Here is a 15,950-nt window from a genome sequence, read left to right on the forward strand (position 1 = left end):
ACCCGCGGGCCCCCCGGACATCCGTTCGGGGGGCCCGCCGTGTGTCCGGAGAAGGGGAGTTAAAGTGCGCCCCTATGGGTGCGGACGACGCGAACCACGGTACGGAATCCGCTCCTCCGCTGCTGCGCCTGCACCTTTTCGGCGGGTTCCGGGTGACTCGCGACGGCGGGCCCGCACTCGCCGAGCGATGGCCACGGCCCAGCGCCCGCGCCCTCGTCAAGCTCCTCGCGGTCTCCCCCGGACACAGCCTGCACCGCGAACAGGCCATGGAGATCTGCTGGCCCGACGCCGACCCGTCCGCGGCGCTCGGCAGCCTGCGCGTCGCCCTGCACGCCGCGCGCCGCGCCCTGGAACCGGAGCTCGCGCCGCGCGCCGCCTCGTCCTACCTCACCTCCGACAGCGCGCTCCTGCGCCTCGATCCGGACACCGTCTGGATCGACGCCGACCATGCGGAGCGCCTCGCGGAGCCGGCGCTCGCTTCGGGGTCGTCCCCGCGACTCGCCGCCGCGCTCGACGCGTTCACGGGCGAACTGCTGCCCGAGGACCGGTACGCGCCCTGGGCCGAGGCCCGGCGCACACAACTGGCCGTGACGTCCGAGCGGCTGCGGATCGCGCTCGCCGAGGCCCTTCTCGAAGAGGGCGCACCCGAGGAGGCCGCGACCGCCGCCCGGCGCGCCCTCGACGAGAACCCCGCCGACGAACGCGCCCACCAGGTCCTGATCAGCGCCTACTTGAGGCAGGGACTCCGGCGCCAGGCCGTGCGCCAGTTCCACGCCTGCCGGGAGTCCCTGGACGCCGAACTCGGCCTGCGGCCCGGCCCGGAGACCGAGCGGCTCCATCTGCTCGCCCTCGACAGCGGCAGCTCCATGGCCCCGGTGGAGCGGCCCGCCGGCGGCTTCGCGCCGCCGGCCGTGCTGCGCGGCCCGGCCCCCGCACCGCTGCGCGGGCGCGAGGGGGCGCTCGGCCTGCTGCTGGCACCCGACGCACCACCCGTGCAACTCGTCGGCGGCGAGGCGGGGCTCGGCAAGACCCGGCTCGTGACCGAGGCGGCACGGCGGGCGGCGGGCGAGGGCGCGGCGGTCCTGTGGGGCGCGGGCCACGACGCCGAGGGGCACACCCCGTACGGCGTCTTCGTCGAGGCCCTGGATGCGTGGCTGGCCGACCGGCCACCGTCCGAGCGGGCCCGGATCGGCAGCGAGCATCCTGAACTCGCCACCCTTCTCCCCTCGTTGGGGCAGATCGGGGCAGGCACGGAACGCAGTCCGGAGGAGGAGCGCGACCGGCTGTTCCGGGCGGCGGCGGGGCTGCTCGGCGATCTCTCGGCGACCGCACCTGTGCTGCTGGTCCTGGACGATCTGCACGCCGCCGACACCGGTTCGTACCAGCTGCTGAGCCATCTGGCCCGCCGGGCGGTGACCACCGGGACGGACTGGCGCTTCGTCGTGACGTACCGCGCGGAGGAGCTCGACGCGACGGACGCACGGCGCGCCGCGCTGGAGTCCCTGATACGTCAAGGACTTGCCCGCGCCGTTGAGTTGGGGCGGCTCAGCCGGGCGGAGTGCCTGGCGGTGGCACAGGACGCGGGCGCCCGGACCGGGCTCGACCGGGTCTGGGAGCTGTCGCTCGGCCATCCGCTCTTCACCGTGGAGCTCGCCCGTTCCGTCGGCGAGGGCTCCGATCCGGCGGGGCTCAGCGCCCCGGAGGGGGTGCGGCAACTGGTGGCCGCGCGGCTGGCCCGGCTCGGCCCGGCGGCACGGCGGGTCGTGGAGGCGGTCTCGGTGGCGGGCGGGGGCGCCGCGCTGTCCGAGGTGCTGGACGTCGCCGAGCGCGGGCTGCATCCGCCGCTGTCGGCCGCGGAGGCGACGGAGGCCGTGGACGCGGCGGTCGCGGCGTCGGTGGTGGCAGAACGGCCGGTGGTGGTCGGCGGCCGGCCGCTGCCCGGTCTCGCCTTCCGCCATCCACTGGTGCGGCTGACCTGTTACGACGGCCTGTCCGCCGCCCGTCGCCGCCGACTGCACTCGGCGTACGCGGAGGCGGTCCTGCGGCGCAGGCCGGAAGCGGTCGACACGCTGGCCTCGCATCTGTCCCGGGCCGACGACCCGCGCGCCACGCAGTATCTGCGGCAGGCCGCCGAACGCGCCGCCGCGCTGTGCGCCAATGACACGGCGGACCGCTACTACGCCGAACTGACCACCAGGCTGGACGCGTTGGCCGCCGACGCGGCCCGGGTCCGGATCGACCGGGGCGCGGTGCTGCGCCGGATGGCCCGCTACGACGAGGCGGCGGCGGTGCTGCGCGAGGCCCTGGACGACATGGTGCGGCGGGGCGACCCGGACGGCCAGGTGCTGGCCGCCGCACGGCTGACCGAGGTGCTGGCGAAGCACCGCGCGACGGACGAGGGCGAGGCGCTGCTCCACCGGTACCCGCCGGGGCCGGACACCCCGGCGCTCACGGTCGCGACCCACCATCTGGCGGGGGCGGTCCTGAAGTTCGTGACCGGGCAGTACGAGGCGGCGCACACCCACGCCCGGACCGCACAGCAGGCCGCCGATGCCGTGCCGGGGAGCGGGCGGCGCGGACTGCTGGCCCGCGCCCTGGGCATGCAGGCCACCTCGCTCGGGCTGGCGGGCCGGCTGAGCGAGGCCCGCCCGGCGGCCGATCTGGCACTTCCGCACGCGGAGGCGTACGGAGATCAGGAGTTGCTCGTCACGGTTCTCTCCGTCCAGCGGGAGCATGCCCGCCGGTCCGGGCGACTCGCCGAGGCAGTCTCGACGGGACGGCGGGCGCTGCGGCTTGCCGAACACACCGGCGATCCGACGGCGGTCGCGTTCGAGCGCGCCAACCTTGCCGAACTTCACCTGCTGCTAATGGAGTTCGCGGAGGCCGAGGAGCAGGCCCGGACAGCGGTACGGGAGACGGGCGAGCGCGCCGAGTGGTGCACCCCGTACGCCCTGGCCGCGCTGGCCCGGGTCCTGATCAGGACCGGCGGGCCGGGGGCTGCGGAGCTGCTGGTGCGCGCCGGGGAGGTGGCCGGGGCCCAGGGCGACGAGCAGGCCGTGCACGAGGTGCGCACGGCACGGGCGGAGCTCCTGCTGCGCGAGGACCGGCCGCGGGAGGCGCTGGTGGCGCTGGCCGGCGACAGCGGGCCCGGCACGGCCCCGCTGCTGGCCTGGGCACACCTGCTGTCGGGGCGCGCGGAGCACGCGGTCCGGCTGGCGTCGCAGGAGACGGTGCGTGCCGAACAGGCAGGCGAGCGGCTGTCGTTGACCGAGGCGTACACGGTGCGCGCGGCCGCGCTCGCGACGCTGGGCCGGGAGCGGGCGGCGCACGAGGAGTTCGGCCGGGCCACGTCCCTGGCAGCGGAACTCCCGTATCCGGCAGGGGCGTTCGCGGCGGCCGGGGCCGCCGGGGCGGACTGGGGCGCCACCGGAACCGGGTTTCCCGGCTGATCCGGCGTCCGGGCGGGCCCCACCGGGGGCCCGCCGCCCGTGCCGGGCCCTTTGGGCTGCCGTCGGTCCGGGCGGCTGACGGTCCGGGCACCTGGCGGGCGGGGCGGCCGACGGTCCGGGCGTCCCCCTGCGTTCCGTGTCCCCCGCCGGCCGCCGGTCCCCGGGCGGCCGTCGTCAGCCGATTTCCGCGGGCTCCGCACCGGGGTTCTCGAACTGGGTGCGGTACAGCTCCTCGTACCGGCCGCCGGCCGCGAGGAGTTCGTCGTGCGTGCCCCGCTCCACGATCCGCCCGTTCTCCACGACCAGGATGAGGTCGGCCGCCCGTACGGTGGAGAGCCGGTGGGCGATCACGACCGCGGTGCGGTCGGCGAGTGCCTCGGTGAGTGCTTCCTGGACGGCCGCCTCGGAGGTGTTGTCGAGGTGGGCGGTGGCTTCGTCGAGGATGACGACGCGCTGGCGGGCCAGCAGCAGCCGGGCGATGGTGAGGCGCTGGCGTTCGCCGCCGGAGAGCCGGTAGCCGCGTTCGCCGACGACGGTGTCGAGCCCGTCGGGCAGCGAGGCGACGAGTCCGTCCAGGCGTGAGCGGCGCAGCGCGTCCCAGAGGTCCTCCTCGGTGGCTCCGGGGCGGGCGAGCAGCAGGTTGGCGCGGACCGATTCGTGGAAGAGGTGGCCGTCCTGGGTGACCATGCCGAGGGTGTCGCGCAGGGTGTCGGAGGTCAGGTCGCGTACGTCGACGCCGCCGATGCGTACCGAACCCTCGTCGGTGTCGTACAGGCGGGGCAGCAGTTGGGCGATGGTCGACTTGCCGGCGCCGGAGGAGCCGACGAGTGCGACGGTCTGGCCGGGTTCGGCGCGGAAGGAGATGCCGCGCAGCACTTCGTCGCCGCCGCGGGTGTCGAGGCTCGCGACGTCCTCCAGCGAGGCGAGCGAGACCTTGTCGGCGGAGGGGTAGCCGAACCGCACCTGGTCGAACTCGACGGACACCGGGCCGTCCGGGACCGCGCGGGCGTCGGGCTTCTGGTCGATGAGCGGTTTGAGGTCGAGGACCTCGAAGACCCGCTCGAAGCTGACGAGCGCGCTCATCACCTCGACGCGCGCCCCGGCGAGTGCGGTGAGCGGTGCGTAGAGCCGGGTCAGCAGGAGGGCCAGGGCCACGACCGCGCCCGCGTCCAGCTGCCCGCGCAGCGCGTAGAACCCGCCGAGCCCGTAGACCAGGGCGAGGGCCAGCGCGGAGACGAGGGTGAGGGCGGTGATGAACGCGGACTGGGCCATGGCCGTGCGTACACCGATGTCACGCACCCGGCCCGCCCTGACGGCGAATTCGGCGGACTCGTCGGCGGGGCGGCCGAAGAGCTTGATCAGGGTGGCGCCGGGGGCGGAGAAGCGCTCGGTCATCCGGGTGCCCATCGCGGCGTTGTGGGCCGCGGCCTCCCGCTGGAGTCTCGCCATCCGGGAGCCCATCCGGCGGGCCGGCAGGACGAAGACCGGCAGCAGCACCAGTGCGAGCACGGTGATCTGCCAGGAGATGGAGAGCATCACGCCGAGCGTGAGCAGCAGGGTCACGACATTGCTGACGACGCCGGACAGGGTGTTGCTGAAGGCCCGCTGGGCGCCGATGACGTCGTTGTTGAGTCGGCTGACGAGCGCGCCGGTGCGGGTCCGGGTGAAGAACGCGACCGGCATGCGCTGCACATGGTCGAAGACGGCGGTGCGAAGATCGAGGATCAGGCCCTCGCCGAGATTGGCCGAGAGCCAGCGGCTGACCAGGCCGAGCGCGGCCTCCGCCACGGCGATCACGGCGATGAGGAGGGACAGCCGGGTGACGGTGCCCGACTCCTTGCCGGTCACGATGGCGTTGACGACGCGGCCGGCGAGGACGGGGGTGGCGACCGCGAGCAGCGCCGTCGCCACGCTCAGGATCAGGAAGAGGGCGACCCGGCGCCGGTGCGGGCGGGCGAACGCGGCGATGCGCCGCAGGGTGTTCCGGTCGAAGGGGCGTCGGTCCGCTTGCGCGTTCATGACGTTGTGGAGCTGTGTCCACGCCGTGGTTTCCATGCTCATGGGAGGAACGTACGACCTCCAGTGGACTTGAGGTCAACGAATGGGTTCGGGCGGCAGCTCACTGCCTCCGCCGGGGGTCAGGCGCGGTTCCGGTCGGTGGGGCGCCGCCGGGGCCGCGGTGCCGGGGCGGCACCGGGCTCCCCGTCCCGCGTAGGGGCGGCACCGGCCTTCCGGTCCCGACGCCCGCCTCGTACGCCCAGTCCCGCCGCCGCGACCAGGAGGGCGCCGAGCATGACGAACGGTGCCGCGGTGCCCGCCATCCCGGCGATCAGACCGGCGGACGCGGGGGCCGCGACCTGCCCCAGGCGGTTTCCGGTCAGCCGGAGGGCGAGCGCGGTGGACCGGACCTCCGGCGGGGCGGCCTGGACGACGGTGGTCATCGAGAGCGGCTGCCCGACCCCGAGGCAGAAGCCGAGCACGGCGAGCATCACGGCCAGCGCGGCCACGGGTACGGGCAGGGCGAGGCCCGCGCAGAGGACCCCGGCCAGCAGGCAGGTCGTGGTGAGCAGCGCCGTACGGCCCAGGACCGTGAGCATCGGGGTCATCACCAGGCGGCAGGCGATGGTGGCGGCGGCACGCAGGCTGAGCAGCAGACCGATGGTGGCGGGGGCGATGCCCCGGTGTTCGCCGACGACGGGCAGATACGCGGTGAGGATGTCGGTCGCGGAGAGCACGGCGAGGCTGATGAAGATCCCGGCCGGGACCCCGCGGGCCCGCAGGATGCGGCCGACGGGTACCTTCGCGGCCGGCTCCGCCCGGCGGGCCGCGGGCGCTGACCGGTGCTCGATGCGCCAGAGCGAGCCGAAGGAGACGGCGGCGACGGCCGCCGAGACGAGCAGGGCGAGCGCGCTGGTACAAGCCATGGCGCCGTCCCGCTCGGAGATCAGGTACCCGGCGGCGATCGGGCCGATGAGCTGGCCGAGGGAGGCGCCGATGGTGAAGTGCCCGAAGTTGCGGTCCTGTTCGGCCGGGGCGGACTGGCGGGCGACGATCGACTGGGCACCGATGACGAAGCAGAGGTGGCCCAGGCCCATCACCCCGCTCCAGGCCGCCATCGCGGTCAGCGAGTCCGCCCGGCCGCTCAGGGCGCAGCCGCCCGCGATCAGTACGACGCCGAAGGGCAGCAGGGGCGCGCACCGTCCGTGGTCGGTGCGGCGCCCGAGCGGGACGGCGGCGAAGAGCGGGAGGAGCGCGTACACCCCGGTGATCACACCGATGGCGCGCTCGTCGGCGCCGAGCGAAAGAGCCCGGTAGGAGACGGCGGGCCGCGCCATCGACACCGCCCCCTGCGCGAAGGCGAAGGCGATGACGAGGCGCAGCAGCCAGCTCCTGCCGGGTTCCTGGGAGGTGCGCACGGTCAGATGATGCCGAACAGGAGGCCGGCGCAGAGGATCACCAGCGAGGTGAGCGCCGCCCACTTGACGGTGAACCTGGTGTGGTCGCCGAACTCGACCTTCGCCATGCCGACGAGCACATAGACGGCCGGGACGAGCGGGGACGACATGTGCAGGGGCTGACCGACCAGGGAGGCGCGGGCGATCTCCAGCGGGGAGACACCGTGGGCGGCGCCCGCCTCGGCGAGCACCGGGACGACACCGAAGTAGAAACCGTCGTTGGACATGAAGTACGTCAGCGGGATGCTGAGGATGCCGGTGACGATCGCCATGTGCGGTCCCATGCCGGCCGGGATCGCGCCGACGAGCCAGTCGGCCATGTGCTCGACCATGCCCGTGCCGGAGAGGACTCCGGTGAAGACGGCGGCGGCGAAGACCATTCCGGAGACGTTGAGGACGTTGTCGGCGTGGGCGGCGATCCGGGCCCGCTGGTCGGGCATGTGGGGGAAGTTGACGGTGAGGGCGAGGGCCGCGCCGAGCAGGAAGAGCACCGGGATCGGCATCAGTTCCATGATCATCGCGGTGAGCAGGGCGATGGTGAGGCCCGCGTTGAACCAGTAGAGCTTCGGGCGCAGGGTGGCCCGGTTCGGGTCCAGCCCCTTGAAGCCCTCGTCCCCGTCGGTGTCGGTGTCGATGTCCCCGTCCGCGTCCGGTCCCGCGTCCTGCGCCGCGTCGCCGCCCGTGCCCGTACCCGTACCCGTACCCGTTCCGGCTCCGCCGGAGTTCTTGCGGGTGCGGTCGCTGCCGCTGCCCGCCCCGACCAGCACGGTCTCCGGCTCCATGGCCGTCCCGGTGGCCAGCGCCTCGTCGAGGGTGAGCATGCCGAGCCGCTTGCGCTCGCGCCGGCCGAGCACGACGGCGAGCAGCAGGACGGCGGCCAGTCCGACGCCGAGCGCCGGGATCATCGGGACGAAGATGTCGCCCGCGTCGAGCTTGAGCGCGGTGGCGGCGCGGGCGGTGGGGCCGCCCCAGGGAAGGGTGTTCATCACGCCGTTCGCCGTGGCGGCGACACCGGTCATCACGACCAGGCTCATCTTGAGGCGCTTGTAGAGCGGATACATCGCCGAGACGGTGATCATGAAGGTGGTGGAGCCGTCACCGTCGAGGGAGACGATGGCGGCGAGCACCGCCGTACCCACGACGATCCGCATCGGGTCTGCCTTGCAGAAGCGCAGGATGCCCCGCACGATCGGGTCGAAGAGGCCGACGTCGATCATCACGCCGAAGTAGACGATGGCGAACATCAGCATCGCGGCGGTCGGGGCCAGATTGCCGACGCCTTCGATGACGTAGTCACCGAGCTTCGCGCCCTGCCCGACCGCGACGCAGAACAGCGCGGGGATCAGGACCAGCGCCGCGATCGGCGACATCTTCTTCAGCATGATCAGGACCAGGAAGGTCGCAATCATGGCGAAGCCGAGGATTGTCAGCATGTGGATACCTATCGCTCACCCTTGAACTCCCACCGGACTCGGCGGTGCGGATGACGTTAGGGCGCGACTCGAAGCGTTAACAAGATGTTGACATGCGAGCAATACGAGCAAAACCCCAGGTCAACATGGGGGTCATGGTTTGGCGGGGGTGACCGTCACCGGGAACCCGTTGAGCACGGCGGTGCCGGAGAGCGGGTCGAGCCGGGTGCCGTCGAGCAGCTGGTTGACGTTGACACCGGGGCGGGCGGCGGCGACGGAGAGCCGGGCGCCGGGGCGGTGGTGGCCCCAACCGTGCGGGAGGCTCACCACTCCCGGCCGCAGGCCGTCGGTGATCTCGACCGGGACGGTGACCGCGCCGCCGTCCGATGCGACGGTGGCCGGGCCGCCGTCCACCAGCCCCAGCCGGGCCGCATCGGCGGGGTGCACCTGCAGGGTGCAGACGTTGGAGCCGCCGCTCAGTTCGGCGATGTTGTGCAGCCAGCTGTTGCTGGAGCGCAGATGGCGGCGGCCGACGAGGACGAGCGCGTCCGGTCCCTGCCGGTCGGCCAGCGCGTGGCGGAGCCTGGGCAGGTCGGCGGCGATCGGTCCGGGGAGAAGTTCTATGCGCCCGCTGCGGGTGGCCAGGACCTCCGGGATCCTGGGCCGGAGCGGTCCGAGGTCGATGCCGTGCGGATGATCGAGCAGGCGTTCCAGGGTGAGGCCGTCCGGGTCGGCGCCGAAGCCGTCGCCGTACGGTCCGAGGCGGAGCATCAGGTCGAGGCGGCGTTCGGGCCCGGTGCGGCCGGTGAGGGCGGCGGCGAGCGGGGCGGGGCTGCGGCCGTGCACGGGCGAGTGCGGGTCGGCCACGGCCCTGGTCAGCGTCCGGTCGATGACCAGGTCGTCCACCGCGGACGGGTCGGCCCCGTGCGTCCCGGAGACGGCGAGGACGAGCCGGGCCAGGATCTCGCTCTCGTCGAGCAGGCCGTCCTCCAGGGGCACGGCGGGCCGGGTGTAGCGGACCTGGTTGCGCACGGCGAGGGCGTTGAACGCGAAGTCGAAGTGGGCGCTGCGCGAGGGCGGCGGCGGGGGCAGCACCACGTCCGCGTGGAGCGAGGTCTCGTTGAGATACGGATCGACGCTGACCATGAAGTCGAGCCCGCCGAGGGCCCGGTCGAGCCGGTCGCCGTCGGGTGCGGAGAGCACCGGGTTGGCGGCGAGCACGATCAGGGCGCGGATCCTGCCCTCCCCCGGCGTCTCGATCTCCTCGGCGAGCGCGGCGACGGGCAGTTCGCCCCTGGCCTCGGGGTGGCCGGAGACCCTGCTCGTCCAGCGCCCGAGGGCGAAGCCCTTGCCGGGGGCGGCGGGGCGGGGCGCGCGGGCGGTGGCGGAGAGCGGGAAGAGCGCACCGCCGGGGCGGTCGAGGTTGCCGGTGATGATGTTGAGTACGTCGACGAGCCAGCTGGCGAGGGTGCCGTGCTCGACGGTGCAGCTGCCGATGCGTCCGTAGACCGCGGCGGAGGGGGCAGCGGCCAGTTCGCGGGCGATCGTACGGATGGTGGCGGCGTCCACGCCGCAGGCCGGGGCGACCGCCTCGGGCGTGAACTCCACCATGGCGTCCGCCACTTCGTCGAGCCCTTCGACATGGCCGGCGAGCGCGCCCGGGTCGGTGAGCTTCTCGTCGAACAGCACGTGGGCGAGGGCGGCGAGGAGAAGGGCGTCGGTGCCGGGGCGGATGGCGACGTGCCGGTCGGCGAGGCGGGCGGTACGGGTGCGGCGCGGGTCGACGACGGTGAGGGTGCCGCCGCGCCGGCGCAGCGCCTTGAGCCGGCCGGGGAAGTCGGGGGCGGTGCAGAGGCTGCCGTTGGATTCCAGCGGGTTGGCGCCGAGGATCAGCAGATGGCCGGTGCGGTCGAGGTCGGGCACCGGGATGGCGTTCGGATCCCCGAAGAGCAGTCCGCTGGAGACGTGCTTGGGCATCTGGTCGAGGGTGCTCGCGGTGAACAGGGCCCGGGTGCGCAGGGCGGAGAGCAGCGCACCCGGGTAGAGCGCGCCGGCCACGGTGTGCACGTTCGGGTTGCCGAGGACGACGCCGACCGCCTGCGGCCCGTGCTCCTCGGTCAGGGCGGGCAGAGCGCGGGCGATCACGTCGAACGCCTCGCCCCAGGTCGCCTCCGTCAGGACGCCGTCCCTGCGGACGAGGGGGGTGCGCAGCCGGTCGGGGTCGGCGTCCAGCCCGCCGATGGACGCGCCCTTGGGGCAGATGAAGCCGTGGCTGAGCACGTCCTCCCGGTCGCCGCGGGCGCCGGTGACCCTGGTCCCCTCGATGGTGAGGCTGAGCCCGCAGGTGGCCTCGCAGAGGGGGCAGATGCGCAGGGCGGTACGGGAGCTGCTGGGGTCGTGCGACATGGGCCCTCCCCGGGGCGGCGACAGCGGTGGCGCGCGTACGTGGACAAGCACGGCGAGCATACCGACCGGTACGCACGGCGGGGAGGCCGCCGTGCTCGTCATTCCAGTACGCGCGCCAGGTAGGCCCGCAGCATGGTGCGGGTCTCGGCGACGATGGCCTGGTCGCCCGACGGGTCGGCGCGGAAGGCGAGTTGGAGGAGGGCGTCGGCGGCCTCGACGCAGACCAGGACGGTGCGCGACAGATCCTCGTCGGAGGTGGTGCCCAGATGCCCGGAGAGGAGTTCGCCGAGCCGGCCCGCGACCCGCTGGTTGGCGTCGTTGGCGGGGTCCTCCTCGGGGGCCGCCGCACCGAAGTCGACGAGCGCGAATCCGGCCACGGAGCGCTTCATCGCCAGGTACTCGTCCAGCACGGCATCGATGGCGCCGCGCCAGTCCGCGGCCGGGATGACGGCCAGACGGGCGGTGACGCGTTCGGCGTAACTGTCCAGATTGCGCCGGGCCAGCGCGTCGGTCAGCGCTCGCTTGTTGGAGAAGAACCGGTACACGGAGCCGATCGGGACCCCGGCACGGCTGGCCACGGCCCTGGTGGACAACTGCTCGTAGCCGGTCTCGTCGAGGAGTTCGGCGCAGGCGTCGAGTATCCGGGCGAGGCGCTCGGCGCTGCGCTGCTGCACGGGGGCGCGGCGGAGGTTCGTGTTCGTATGGGGCACGGGCTCCATGATGCCGTGGGTCTCCTCTGCGGCGGTGACCGCCTGTTTCCGGCGTGGTTCTCACACGATGAGCGACGTCGGTTCTCACGCGACGAGCGGCGTGATCCTGATGCGCCGGGCAGCGTGGTCCTCACGCGATGAGCAGTGACAGCCCGCCGATGGTGTACGTGATCATCAGGACCAGCAGTGGGAGTTGTCCCGCGACGGCGCGGCCGGACGGGAAGAGGCGTACGGAACGGTCGTGGGCGGCGATGACGCCGAGTACGTGGCCGAGGACGATCGCGGCGACCTGGAGCGTGGCGACACCGCCGGGGCCCAGGGGCGACTCGGGCGGGGACGGATTGTCAGTGCCGAATGCCACCATGACCGTGCGTGGACCTTCGGTGACGAAGAGTGTGAAGTAGTGGGCGATCAGATAGCCGAGGGCGATCGGGACGAGCGAGTGGGCGAAGGCCGTGAGGGGGTGGCGCAGTTGACCGGAGATCAGCCGTACGGCACCGGCGCAGAGGGCATAGAGGGTGGCGACGAGGGCGACGGCGCCCAGGAGCCCCAGAGTGGCGGTGGTGGTGCGGCCCAGGGGTGAGGTCTGGACGGTGTTGATCCAGGACGGGGCGTCGGAGAAGCCGTCGTAGGCGGTGGAGCCGAGCATGACGCAGACGGTGGCAACGAGCCCGGGAGTCCGCGGGGTGGAGTCGAGCCCGTTGAAAGGGGAGCGGAGCACGAGGCGGCGGTCGGCGGGGCGGCGGCCGAGCGGGGAGAGCCGGGCGAGCAGCCCCGAGTAGACCTCGAAGGCGTCCCCCCGGTCGAACCATCCGGCGCCGTGGCGGGCGGCGCCCGCGAGGTGGACGGTGGTGTAGAGGGCGAGGAAGAGCAGGAGGGCGGTGGCCGACGCGGGATCGGGGGCGACGAGTTCGAGCCAGGTGAAGGCGAGGAGCCCGGTGGCGGCGGGCCACAGACCGAGCCGTGCGGGAAGGGGGCGGCCCGCGGCGGGGTCACGGCCCAGAGCACGGCAGACGAGGAGGTGGACGGTGCGCAGCGGGTTGACCATCCGCCAGACGGGACCGAGGAGGAGCGAGGCCGGGACCAGCCCGACCCAGAGGAGTACGTACACGGCGCCGGGGCCCGGGTTGCGGTCCGGGTCGTCCGGACCGAGGAGGAGTTGGAGCGTGACGTACAGGGCGGCGGCGAGGCCGAGTGCCCGCAGGGCGATACGGGTGGGACGGGCGTCGGCAAGACGCTGGACGGCGGACGGGAGCGGCCGGCCCGCCCGGTCGCCGCGGAACCGGGAGGCGGACCAGAGCAGGCCGAGCGCGAGGAAGGAGACGAAGAGCGCGGCGAAGGCACCCGCGAAGGCGTAGAAGGGGGACAGCGGAAGGTCGTGCTGGGCGCCGATGCCGTGGGCGAGGACGCTCACCGTACGACGAGTTGGGTCAGTAGCAGGTCGGACTCATGCGTCTCGACCTCGAAGAGCCCGCTGCGGTCGGCGGTGAAGGTCAGGGTGACGGTCCTGCCCGCGGGCAGGACGGCCTCCTTGTCGTAGCCGTGGACGTGGAGGTGGTCGGCGCGGTCGCTGCGCACCCGGAGTTCGACGGTCCGGCCCTTCTTGACCTCGGTCCGGCCGGGGGCGGGACTGACCTTTCCGTCGGAGACGACGATCTCGACAAGTGTCGTGTCGGGCCGGGGTGTCGCGGAGCCGCTCCCTTCGGGGGCGGTGGCCGCTCTGGAGGGGGTGACCGGGGAGAGGGGGGTGGAGGCCTGGACGGGGGCGGAGTTCACGGCCCAGGCGGTGTGGTCGTCGGCGTAGAGCCGTGCGGTGAGTTCGGTGCCGCCCTTTCCTGCGCCGCGGACGAGGGAGGCGGGGAGGTGGAACCAGGAGCCGTACAGGCGGGCTAGGGGGTGGCCGTCGAGGAACAGCCGGGCGTGGCCGCGCCCGGGAAGAGCGGCGCCGCCCACGCTGTCCGGGGTGAACTTGAAGTTCCGTACGGAGAGGTGGACGTTCCACCCGTCCTCGGAGTCCGGCCGTACGGCGACCGCCACCGAGGGGGCGCCCTCGGCGTCGACCTGGCGAAGCCGGCTGCCGGCGCCGTCGTCGGCGGCGAGCAGCTTGCCGACGCTGCCGCCGGCCTGCTCATGGCTGGTGCCGGGTTTGTGATGGGTGGTGGCCCGCCCGCCACAGGCGCTCACGCCAAGGACGAGTGCGCCCGCGGTGAGCAGGGTGACGGCGACTGCGACCGGCCGGGCGGCCCGGCGCGGCCGAGCGGCCGGGGTCGGCCGGGTGGCAGGGGTCGGCCGAGTGGCAGGGGTCGGCCGAGTGGCCCGAAGGGGCCTGGGGGAACGCTTCACGACGCGTCTCCTTCCGGGGCGGGCGCAGGGCCAGGAGCGGGAGCAGGGGCAGAGGTCTGCGCGGAACGCGGGGCCGCACCTTCGGCCGGCGCATCCGACGCATCCACGGAGCCCGGGGCATCGGGCGCGTCCGGGGAACCCGGGGCGTCAGTGGTGTCCCGTTCGCCGTGGCGGGCGGCGGCGACCACGGCCCACAGCACCCAGACCACGCCGAGCAGCCCACGCACCCAGGCCGGGCTGAGCGGAATCCACGGGATCATGAACACGGCCTTGTCCACGGCGTCCAGCAGCGTGAGCGCACCCAGCACCACCGTGGTCCAGCCCAGCCAGGGCCGCTCCCTGCGGAGCACGAGACCGATCCCGGTCCACCACACCCCGGTCAGCAGCAGCGCCAGCGCGGGCACATATGAGGCGGACAGCCCCATCGTCGACCCGGCCACATCGAGCCCGAGGCCGATCGCACCGAGCCCCGTGACCACCGTGGCGAGCCGGCTGCCGCGCAGTCTGCGCCACCACAGCACCCCGCCGACCAGCGCGAGCACCACCGCGACCGTCAGCGCGATCTGCACCTCGATGCGCTCGATGCCCCGCGCCCCGTACCAGTCGCAGCCGGCCGGCAGCCGGCGCGCCTGCACGTTGTAGTCGGCGCAGACGAGCAGTTGGGCGAGCTTGACCGGTTCACCGAAGAGCCGGTCGGCGTGCCCGGACACTGCGCCGCGTTCGGCGCCACAGGCGGGCAGGGCGCGTGGGGAGGAGGGTCCGGCGTCCGACTGCCAGCAGTTGCCCTCGCCCTGGCCGTCCCACCACACATCGGTGCGGTTGGGCCGGGAGTTGCCCGCCTTGTCCACGCCGAGGTGGTTGCCCGCGTACCGGTTGTGGTGCGAGGTGTCGGCCTGCTTGGACAGCGCCTCCTCGCCCCGGATGTAGGCGGGGACAGCGGTCAGGACGAAGGCGGCGCGCTGCTGCCCGTAGATCCAGTTGTTCTCGTACCGGTTCCAGTTGCCGCCCGCGGTGATGATGCCGGAGCCCGGCGGCATGGAGATCTGCGGGCAGACGACGCCCTCCTCGTAGCCGCGGTCCACGGGCGGTTCGGCGCAGGTGCCGTCGGCGACGTAGCGGTAGTAGTCGGCGTTGTTGTCATGGATCAGATTGCGCTCGAAGCGGGCGTGGTTCTGCGGCAGTCCGGGGTGGCCGGGGAAGGCGCTGTCCATCGAGGCGCCGCCCATGTTGTGGTCGAACTCGTTGTCGTGGACGTAGACGGAGTCGCCCGCGGTGCCGGAGTAGCCGACCATGTTGTGGTGGCTGCGGCAGCCGGTGATCTCGATGGAGTAGCGCGGCACGTCGTAGCCGTAGCCGTCGTTGATGTCCGACGCGCTGCCCGGGTAGATGCCGGAGTCGCCGTTGCCGTACGACTCGCAGTTCTTGTACAGCCCGTGGTCGCTGGCGAAGGTCAGGAAGCCGTACTCGTCGTTCCAGCGGGTGAGGACGGAGTCGATGACGAAGCCGTCCTGGGCCAGGACGTACAGGGAGTTGAAGGTGGTGCGCTGAGCGGTGAAGTTGCGGAAGTAGACGCCGTCGGAGCCGTCCGCGCGGATCGCGTTGAGCTTCTGGTACTTGGCGTCGATGACCACGTCCGTGCGCTCGGCGCCGGTGCCCTCGATCTGGAGGTCCTTCTTGCCGAGGACGGCCACCAGGTTCTGGTTGTGCGGGCACCGCGCCTGCTGGGCGTACGACAGGATCTGGTAGCCGAGCTGGGACTTGCGCGCCTTCAGCCGGGCGCACTCCCCGGTCGGCTTGGGCAGCGAGGGCTCCTCCTCGTACAGGCCGGGCAGGACGGCGATGTTCATGCCGGGCCGGTCCACCGCGTCGACGGCCTGCTGCAGATGGCGGTAGCCGGACTTGCGGCACCGTTCGAAGAGCTTCAGGTTCCGCTCCCGCAGCGCGTCCGGGAAGCCGGACACCCGGCGCTCGAAGTCCGCCCGGTCGGTCTTGCAGACCAGCAGATCGGGCTCGCCGGTGCGGTACACGGGGACGCTTCCGGTGCCGTCGGGCAGGGTGACCGGACGTTCCTCGTGCGCCTGGGCGGCCGGGGCCGCGAGGAGGGCGGCGGCGAGGGCCGCCAGGATCACCAGAAGTCTTCGTGTCCACGACATGTGCGGGAGAGTAGAGCATTGT

9 protein-coding genes are annotated in these 15,950 nt (G+C 73.2%); 1 reads left to right on the forward strand and 8 read right to left on the reverse strand.

The window, feature by feature from the left end:
• The first annotated feature begins 74 nt into the window (after positions 1–74).
• On the forward strand, positions 75–3,449 hold the full coding sequence (locus ACFYY7_RS27700) for an ATP-binding protein (RefSeq protein WP_388665472.1): 3,375 nt from the start codon (positions 75–77) through the stop codon (positions 3,447–3,449).
• 174 nt (positions 3,450–3,623) lie between these two features.
• Here the strand turns inward: ACFYY7_RS27700 and ACFYY7_RS27705 are convergent, their stop codons facing one another.
• From ACFYY7_RS27705 to ACFYY7_RS27740, 8 genes are all read right to left on the reverse strand, one after another.
• Positions 3,624–5,510 carry an ABC transporter ATP-binding protein gene (locus ACFYY7_RS27705; protein ID WP_388665474.1) on the reverse strand — a complete coding sequence of 629 codons (1,887 nt, stop codon included), beginning with the start codon at positions 5,508–5,510 and terminating at the stop codon, positions 3,624–3,626.
• 77 nt (positions 5,511–5,587) lie between these two features.
• Positions 5,588–6,871 carry an MFS transporter gene (locus ACFYY7_RS27710; protein ID WP_388665626.1) on the reverse strand — a complete coding sequence of 428 codons (1,284 nt, stop codon included), beginning with the start codon at positions 6,869–6,871 and terminating at the stop codon, positions 5,588–5,590.
• Positions 6,868–8,337 carry a CitMHS family transporter gene (locus ACFYY7_RS27715; protein ID WP_388665476.1) on the reverse strand — a complete coding sequence of 490 codons (1,470 nt, stop codon included), beginning with the start codon at positions 8,335–8,337 and terminating at the stop codon, positions 6,868–6,870. The genes ACFYY7_RS27710 and ACFYY7_RS27715 overlap by 4 nt, the downstream gene beginning before the upstream one ends.
• 132 nt (positions 8,338–8,469) lie before the next feature.
• Positions 8,470–10,722: a molybdopterin-dependent oxidoreductase gene (locus ACFYY7_RS27720; protein WP_388665478.1), complete on the reverse strand. Its 2,253-nt coding sequence runs from the start codon at positions 10,720–10,722 to the stop codon at positions 8,470–8,472.
• 98 nt (positions 10,723–10,820) lie between these two features.
• A complete protein-coding gene (locus tag ACFYY7_RS27725; RefSeq protein ID WP_388665480.1) occupies positions 10,821–11,441 on the reverse strand; it encodes a TetR family transcriptional regulator in 621 nt (206 codons plus the stop codon).
• A gap of 121 nt (positions 11,442–11,562) precedes the next feature.
• Complete coding sequence (locus tag ACFYY7_RS27730) at positions 11,563–12,846, reverse strand: hypothetical protein (RefSeq protein ID WP_388665482.1); 1,284 nt, start codon at positions 12,844–12,846, stop codon at positions 11,563–11,565.
• Entirely contained in the window at positions 12,843–13,646 is an 804-nt protein-coding gene (locus tag ACFYY7_RS27735; protein ID WP_388665628.1) for a cupredoxin domain-containing protein, read from the reverse strand. Before ACFYY7_RS27735 ends, ACFYY7_RS27730 begins: the two co-directional genes overlap by 4 nt.
• A gap of 125 nt (positions 13,647–13,771) precedes the next feature.
• Positions 13,772–15,928 carry a right-handed parallel beta-helix repeat-containing protein gene (locus tag ACFYY7_RS27740; RefSeq protein WP_388665484.1) on the reverse strand — a complete coding sequence of 719 codons (2,157 nt, stop codon included), beginning with the start codon at positions 15,926–15,928 and terminating at the stop codon, positions 13,772–13,774.
• Positions 15,929–15,950 lie beyond the last annotated feature (22 nt).

This window comes from Streptomyces sp. NPDC001933, assembly GCF_042890955.1.
GTDB lineage: Bacteria > Actinomycetota > Actinomycetes > Streptomycetales > Streptomycetaceae > Streptomyces.

Bases quoted from the DNA above. Each gene is read 5' to 3' on its own strand.
- ACFYY7_RS27700 (WP_388665472.1), top strand. From the start codon at position 75: ATGGGTGCGGACGACGCGAACCACGGTACGGAATCCGCTCCTCCGCTG.
- ACFYY7_RS27705 (WP_388665474.1), bottom strand. From the start codon at position 5,510: ATGAGCATGGAAACCACGGCGTGGACACAGCTCCACAACGTCATGAAC.
- ACFYY7_RS27715 (WP_388665476.1), bottom strand. From the start codon at position 8,337: ATGCTGACAATCCTCGGCTTCGCCATGATTGCGACCTTCCTGGTCCTG.
- ACFYY7_RS27720 (WP_388665478.1), bottom strand. From the start codon at position 10,722: ATGTCGCACGACCCCAGCAGCTCCCGTACCGCCCTGCGCATCTGCCCC.
- ACFYY7_RS27725 (WP_388665480.1), bottom strand. From the start codon at position 11,441: ATGGAGCCCGTGCCCCATACGAACACGAACCTCCGCCGCGCCCCCGTG.
- ACFYY7_RS27740 (WP_388665484.1), bottom strand. From the start codon at position 15,928: ATGTCGTGGACACGAAGACTTCTGGTGATCCTGGCGGCCCTCGCCGCC.